The organism is Pseudomonas sp. HMSC08G10 (assembly GCF_001808425.1).
Classification (GTDB): Bacteria; Pseudomonadota; Gammaproteobacteria; order Pseudomonadales; family Pseudomonadaceae; genus Aquipseudomonas; species Aquipseudomonas guariconensis.
Genome location: NZ_KV793293.1, coordinates 22,282 through 29,147, shown reverse-complemented (window position 1 = coordinate 29,147; position 6,866 = coordinate 22,282). Strand labels below are relative to the sequence as shown.

The 6,866-nt window shown below is 61.4% G+C and carries 3 protein-coding genes; 2 read left to right on the top strand and 1 reads right to left on the bottom strand.

What is annotated here, in order from left to right; all coding sequences use genetic code 11:
- Positions 1-562: 562 nt before the first annotated feature.
- Positions 563-4,657 carry an inverse autotransporter beta domain-containing protein gene (locus tag HMPREF3173_RS04225; protein ID WP_070571676.1) on the top strand — a complete coding sequence of 1,365 codons (4,095 nt, stop codon included), beginning with the start codon at positions 563-565 and terminating at the stop codon, positions 4,655-4,657.
- A 28-nt stretch (positions 4,658-4,685) separates the two neighbouring features.
- Here HMPREF3173_RS04225 and HMPREF3173_RS04220 read toward each other — a convergent pair whose 3' ends face one another.
- Positions 4,686-5,570 carry a LysR family transcriptional regulator gene (locus HMPREF3173_RS04220; RefSeq protein ID WP_070571675.1) on the bottom strand — a complete coding sequence of 295 codons (885 nt, stop codon included), beginning with the start codon at positions 5,568-5,570 and terminating at the stop codon, positions 4,686-4,688.
- A gap of 109 nt (positions 5,571-5,679) precedes the next feature.
- Here HMPREF3173_RS04220 and HMPREF3173_RS04215 point away from each other — a divergent pair, with 109 nt between their 5' ends.
- A complete protein-coding gene (locus tag HMPREF3173_RS04215) occupies positions 5,680-6,741 on the top strand; it encodes a YeiH family protein (RefSeq protein ID WP_070571674.1) in 1,062 nt (353 codons plus the stop codon).
- Positions 6,742-6,866: the final 125 nt, after the last annotated feature.

The window sequence follows — 6,866 nt, the reverse complement described above, 5'->3', positions numbered from 1 at the left end:
TCGTGGCGATGGTAGGTGATGCGCGTGTCCGTTACTTGCGGGGTGTCGGGGTGGCGGAGGAAGGCGATCTCTCTCACGGCCAGGTTGCGGTTATCCCGTACCGTGACCATTGGGGTCTGGTTGAACAATGACGTGCTCATGGCTGCTCCTTTGTGGAAAGCGCTCGACCATCAGCCATGGAGCTGTGCAACGGTACTCGTATATTCCCCAGGTTCTGGAGCCACCGGCCCCTGCCTACTCATAAACTACCAGACTTTACACGCCAATCATCAGTCTTTTCTTACAGCTTAGGTGCATAACTCTTTGTATTTTTCTCCCCTTGAAAATATACAAGGGACTTAAATGCATGCACTCACCCCTTCATCCACCCAAGCGCCTTCAGACAACTTAAGTAAAACTTAATTGCTTTGCTGGAAAGGCCGCTTAGTTCAAGCCTATGGGCAATTTAAAGTTACAGATCATTTCGGCGGCGTAAGTATCTATTTATACACGCGTGGAGTGAGCCATAGGTTCTTCGGCCTCTTTCTAGCGAAGTTACGTATCACTTACACACGTGACTTTCATGAAGAACCAACACGTTCACGCCAGTGCCTCCTCCGGCATCCGCTGGATGGCCTGGCTCAATATCGGCGTCCAGGCCGCTCTTCCGCTGACACTGGCATTGGCCACCCCTTCGGCCAGTGCCGTGCCCGACACTCAACCGGCCAAGCAATCACCCGCGCCTTCCCGCCTCCACACCTTCGCCATGGGCGATAGCCTGGCCTCGATTGCTACCCACTACGCCACCACCACCGCCACCCTGCGCACCCTCAACCCAGGCCGCGACCTCGACGCCCTCAAGCCGGGCGATCGTTTGTCCGTGCCCTCGGCCCCTGCGCACGCACTGCCGGACCTCAACTCGCCAGGCCAGGACGTCACCGCCCAGGCCGAAGACGAACAGGCCCGCAAGCTCGCCGCCATGGCCAGCGGCACCGGCAGCTTCCTCAGCGACAACCCCGACAGCGACGCCGCTGCCTCCCTAGCCCGGGGCATGGCCACCGGGGAGGCCAGCAGCCAAGCCCAGCAGTGGCTCAGCCGCTTCGGCACCGCCCGCGTGCAGATCGATGTGGACGACAAGCTCTCGCTGAAGAACTCCCAGGTCGAACTGCTCGCCCCGCTGCATGACACCCCCGAGCAGTTGCTGTTCACTCAAGGCAGCATCCACCGCAAGGACGACCGCCAGCAGACCAGCCTGGGCCTGGGCGTGCGCCGTTTCAACGACGGCTACATGCTCGGCGCCAATAGCTTTTTGGACTACGACTTGTCCCGCCAGCACGCCCGTCTGGGCCTGGGTGTCGAGTACTGGCGCGACTTTCTCAAGGTCAACGCCAACAGCTATACGCGTCTGACCAGTTGGAAGGATTCGCCCGATGTCGAGGACTACCAGGAGCGCCCGGCCAACGGCTGGGACCTGCGCACCGAGGCCTGGCTGCCGTCGATGCCGCAGCTCGGCGGCAAGCTCAGCTACGAGCAGTACTACGGCGATGAAGTCGGCCTGTTCGGCAAGGACAACCGCAAGAAAGACCCCAGCGCCGTCACCGTCGGCCTCACCTACACGCCCATCCCTTTGCTGACCCTCAGCGCCGATCAGCGCAAGGGCAGTGGCGGCAACGAGACCACCGTCGGTGCCGAGTTCAGCTACCAGATCGGCGAGCCGTGGGCCAAACAGGTCGACCCGGCCGGCGTCGGCGCCCTGCGCACCATGGCCGGCAGCCGCTACGACCTGGTCGAGCGCAACAACCACATCGTTCTCGAATACCGCAAGAAGCAGGTCATCCAGATGGCCGCCGCCGCCCATGTCAACGGCCAGGGCGGCGAGACCAAGTCCCTGAACGTGTGGGTCAATAGCAAGTACCCGCTGTCGCGCATCGACTGGACCGCCCCGGCGCTGCTGCAGGCCGGCGGCAAGCTCGTCCACGACGGCGGCCCCCACTACAGCGTGGTGCTGCCCGACTACCAAACCCAGCAAACCAACGTCTACACCCTCCACGGCGTCGCCGTGGACAGCAAAGGCAACCGCTCCGGGCGCAGCGAGACCCGCGTGACCGTGAATGCCCCGGCGGTGAGCGCGCGCCACTCGACCTTCACTCCCGCCAATACCGTGCTGCCAACCGATGGCACCACCTACGAAACCCTGACCCTGGCCATCCGCGACGAGCAGCAGCAACCGGTGGACATCGCCCTGGCGGACATCCAGATCGCCGTCACCGAGACGCAAACGCGCGCCGGCGGCATCGTGGTCGCCAAGCCTGAGCGTGTCTCGACGGGCCACTATGAAGTAAGGGTGACCGCAGGCAAGACGCCGCAATCGATTACCTTGACCCCGTCCGTTCAAGGGACTGCGCTGTCGCAAGCGCAGGTCAGCACCGTCAGCACTGTGCCGGAGGAAGGCAACTCGAGTTTTGTCACAAGCCGCGCAATGCTTCCCGCCGATGACACGACCACCGCTCTACTGACCTTCACGGCCAATGATGCCAACGGCGCACCGGTGGAAGGCATTGCCAAGAGTTTGAAATTCATGGTGAAGGGCGACAAGGGCAGCATATCGCCACCGGATGTGACAGTAGGCACCATCGAGGAGCACCCCAAGGGTACGTACTCCGCGACGATCAAAGGCAAACTGGCCGGCCGCTACATTGTCTCCCCATACTTCGGCAGCCAGCCTGTAGGGCGCCTGAATGCTGAAATCCTCCTTAAAGCATTGCCGCCAGCCTCTTCCACATCGACCCTAGAGGCTAGGCCAGACGTCATCCCGGCCAACGATTACAAAACCTCTGTGCTTGAGTTCGTGGCCAAGGACATCAACGGCAAATCCGTCACCGGCTTGAGCAACACATTGGCGTTGAACGTCACCGACAGCAGCGGTAAACCACCGGCACCGGGCCATATCACGATTGACCCGTTCCAGGAGAACGGCACCACCGGTGTCTATACCACGGCACTGCGCAGCTCGCAGGCAGGCACCTACACCTTCGTCCCGACCATCGCACGCCAGGCGCTAGCGGGCGTGAAGACCACGGTGAAAGTGGTCGCCTTGCCGCCAGCCTTCGGCAGTTCGAAGTTCGAAGCCATGCCGCCGAGCGTCGAGGCGAGTGGCAAACACTTCACGCAGTTGACCTTCACCGCCAAGGACGAGAATGGCAAACCTGTCACCGGCTTGGGCAATACCCTGAAGTTCCTCGTCACCACCGACGCTGGAGGATCACCGACACCACCTGATTTCTCGCTCGGCACCATCAAGGAGGACGGCACGACCGGGGTCTATACCGCGTCAGCGAGCGGCCTCAAGGTAGACACCTATACCCTTAGGCCACAGGTCGACAGCGAGGTCATGGACCCACTGGCCATTAAGGTGCAACTGACGGCTCCGCCCCCGGACGCAACCAGATCGAGCTTCGACGCCTCGCACGCCAGCATCGAGGCGGACAACCTTGACACCTCTACACTGACCTTCAAGGCCAAGGACGCCAACGACAAGCCTGTCAGCGGGCTTGGGGATAGGCTGAAGTTGGTTGTGGCCAATGCCGCCGGTACAACACCAACACCTCCTGATCTGACTGTCGACCCCTTCCAAGAGGACGGTACGACTGGCGTCTACATCGCAAAAGCGCGGGGGCTGCTGCCAGGGACCTACGCGTTCACGCCCCAAGTTGATCGCGACCGGATGGATATCTTGGAGCTTGATGTGACGCTGACCGAGCTGCCACCAGCAGAGGCCCAGTCCAGCCTGTCGGTGGACCCGAAGGCCTTGGCGGACGATGTCGATTGGAGCTTGGTAAGATTTCATATCGCGAATCGCCTTGGCAATCCGCTGAGTGGCCTTAAAGATCAACTCGAATTCAATCTCACTGACCACTTAGGACAACCAACTTCCGGCATTACATCGGGCCTTATCCGCGAAGAGGGGAAAGGTTTTTACACAGCGTCACTAAAAGGGACAAAGCCAGGGAATTACTACGTAATACCTAGGCTCAATGGCGTTGCCATGAGTAGTTTTAAAAGGCCCGTTGAGCTACTTACTACCGAAATCATAGCCCTCAGTGCAGGTCTCCCTCGTCATACATATCCGCTCTCAGATAATTTCCCGACCACAGCTCACACAGAGGCAAGCTTTTACCCCGTACTGGCAAACAACGCTAATCATCAAGATTACTCTTGGACTTCAAATGTCTCATGGCTCGTCCGTGAACTGGGATACCTAACGTTTACTACGCCTCCTCCTGGAGAATCCGGAACTATAACAATCACAGGGACGCGAAAAGGGAGTTCCGTCAGCCATAGCTACACCTTCACCATTCGCGACTGGTATGAAATCCCCAAGGAGTCGCTGAACTGGAGTGCTGCCATGACGGCGTGCAGCAACCTGGGGCTCGCATCCGTGTCCAAAGCACAGGCAACGCTAGGAGAAAACATTCGTGCCGTAGGTACAGTAACTTCCGAGTGGGGTTATATACAGCCACATCGATCTGTCTCCTCACTGTGGCTGAATGACTCGGCAGGTGCAGGCATGCGCCTTACGTTGGCGCCACAGTACGATGACCTACCTACCGGGGCAGTCGGCATACTGCATGAGAGAGATGATCGTCCTCGGACCATTTGCCACAGGTCTTTAAAATAAGCAGGTGAATCATCGTGTCGCAACAACTCTAATCAGCGATACCCAGACATAACCCCATAAACCGCCCCGCCGCCCTCGACGGCGTGGCGGCATGGGGCATCAAAATCGAAAAGCGTCTTGTCAGCGGCTGCGGCGCAATGCCCAGCCGGTACAGGGCGCTGTCTTCATGGCGAATGGACATCGCCGACACGAAGCCGATGCCCATTCCCGCCCGTACCGCTTCCTTGACCCCCTCCACCCCGGCAATTTCTAGCGCCACGCGCATCGGCACACCCTCCCGGGCAAAGGCGCGCTCCACCAACTGCCGTACCCCCGAGCCGCTTTCGCGCAGCACCAACGGATACGCCCCCAGCGCTTGAAGCGTCTGCACCTGAGCGCCGTCAGCCAGCGGATGGCCGCTCGGCACGATGGCGACGATCTCGTCCTCGCGCCAGGCGGTGACGCTGGTACCAAGCGGCAGTTCCTGGCCTGGCGGGCCTTCGATCAAGGCGATGTCCAGCTCACCCAGAGCCGCGACGATTTCCGCCGTGTTGCCATGGGTCGTGGTGATCGCGATGTCCGGGTAGCGGGCGTGGAAGTCCGCGATCAGGTAGGGCAACAGGTAACTGGCTGGGGTGGTACTGGCGCCGATGCGCAAGGTGCCGCGCTCCATCCCACGCATGGCGTCGCGCAGGGCCTGGGCCTGGAGAAAGGTCTCGCGCAGGCGTTGGGCGTGGCCTAGCAGTTGCTCGCCGGCGGCCGTCAGGCGCACCCCGCGCCCGGCACGTTGATACAGCGGCTCACCGAACGCTTCCTGCAGCAACTTCAGCTGACCCGACACGGCCGGCTGCGACAAGTGCAGCGCGGCGGCGGCGTGACTGATGTTGCCGTGCTCGGCGACGGTGGCGAAAGTTATCAGCTGTTCAGGTGTCATATGTTCAAAATATCAGCTAAACGGATACTTGCCATCCTAAATCACGATTTTTTATAAGCTTATAACTGAATTAACGTAGACCTCATCAATACACATCGGAGGTCTTACCATGGCCACGGCCCACCCTACTCCCGCCCTTGCGCCTTCCCACGCGACCCGTGGGCGGCTCAATGGTATTCTGTTCGTCGCCCTCTTCGCCCTCGCCGTCACCCAGGTGGCGGCCCTGCCGGCCATCGCCGGGCTGGGGATCAGCCCGCTGATCGTCGGCATCGTCGCCGGTGCCCTGTATGGCAATGCTCTGCGCTATGGGCTGCCGGAAAGCTGGGCGGCGGGGGTCAACTTCTCGGCGCGCAACCTGCTGCGCCTGGCCGTGGCGTTCTTTGGTCTGCGGGTGAGCGTGCAAGAGATCGCCCAGGTGGGCTGGTCGGGGCTGACAGTCTCGCTGCTGGTAGTGGTCAGCACCCTGCTGGTGGGCCTGTTGGTGGGCATGAAGGTGATGAAGCTTGACCGCGACACGGCGCTGCTGACCGCTGCGGGCAGCGCGATCTGTGGCGCAGCTGCGGTGCTGGCATTCGAATCGGCGCTGCGCTCGCAGCCACACAAGGCGGCCATGGCGGTCGGCAGCGTGGTGCTGTTCGGCACGTTGTCGATGTTCCTTTACCCACTGGCGGTCAGCGCCGGCTGGGTGCAGCTCGACAATCTCGGCGTGGGCCTGTTCTTCGGTGGCACCCTGCACGAAGTGGCGCAGGTAGTGGGTGCGGCCAGCAACGTGAGCCCCGAGGCCACCCACATCGCCACCATCGTGAAGATGACCCGTGTGTTGCTGCTGGTGCCGGTGCTGCTGGTGGTGGGCCTGTGGATCAGCCGCTCGCGCAAGCAAGGCCAGGGCCAGGGCGGCGGGCGTATCGCCGTGCCATGGTTCGCCTTTGGCTTCCTTCTGCTGGTGCTGGTCAACTCGTTGCAGGTCCTGCCGTCGCCGGTGGTGAACACCCTCAATAGCCTCGACACCTTCGCCCTGACCATGGCCATGACCGCACTGGGCATGGAAACCCGCTTTAGCCAGATCCGCCAGGCTGGCCCGCGCGCGCTGATCACCGGGGCGATCCTCAACCTATGGCTGATCGGTGGCGGCCTGGCCATCACCCTGGGAGTACAACGGCTTTTCGGATGAATGGCAGCGGCTGATCCAGGAGCGCCGTGCGCCATCGCAGGCTATGCCGCCGCCCACGATCGTGAGGGCTAGGGTAACTGCTTGGCAGGCGGCAACGAGGCTTTTTCCGCGCCCCCCTCGTTGCC

Coding starts and splice junctions, on each gene's coding strand:
- HMPREF3173_RS04225 (WP_070571676.1), top strand. CDS start 563: ATGAAGAACCAACACGTTCACGCCAGTGCCTCCTCCGGCATCCGCTGG.
- HMPREF3173_RS04220 (WP_070571675.1), bottom strand. CDS start 5,570: ATGACACCTGAACAGCTGATAACTTTCGCCACCGTCGCCGAGCACGGC.
- HMPREF3173_RS04215 (WP_070571674.1), top strand. CDS start 5,680: ATGGCCACGGCCCACCCTACTCCCGCCCTTGCGCCTTCCCACGCGACC.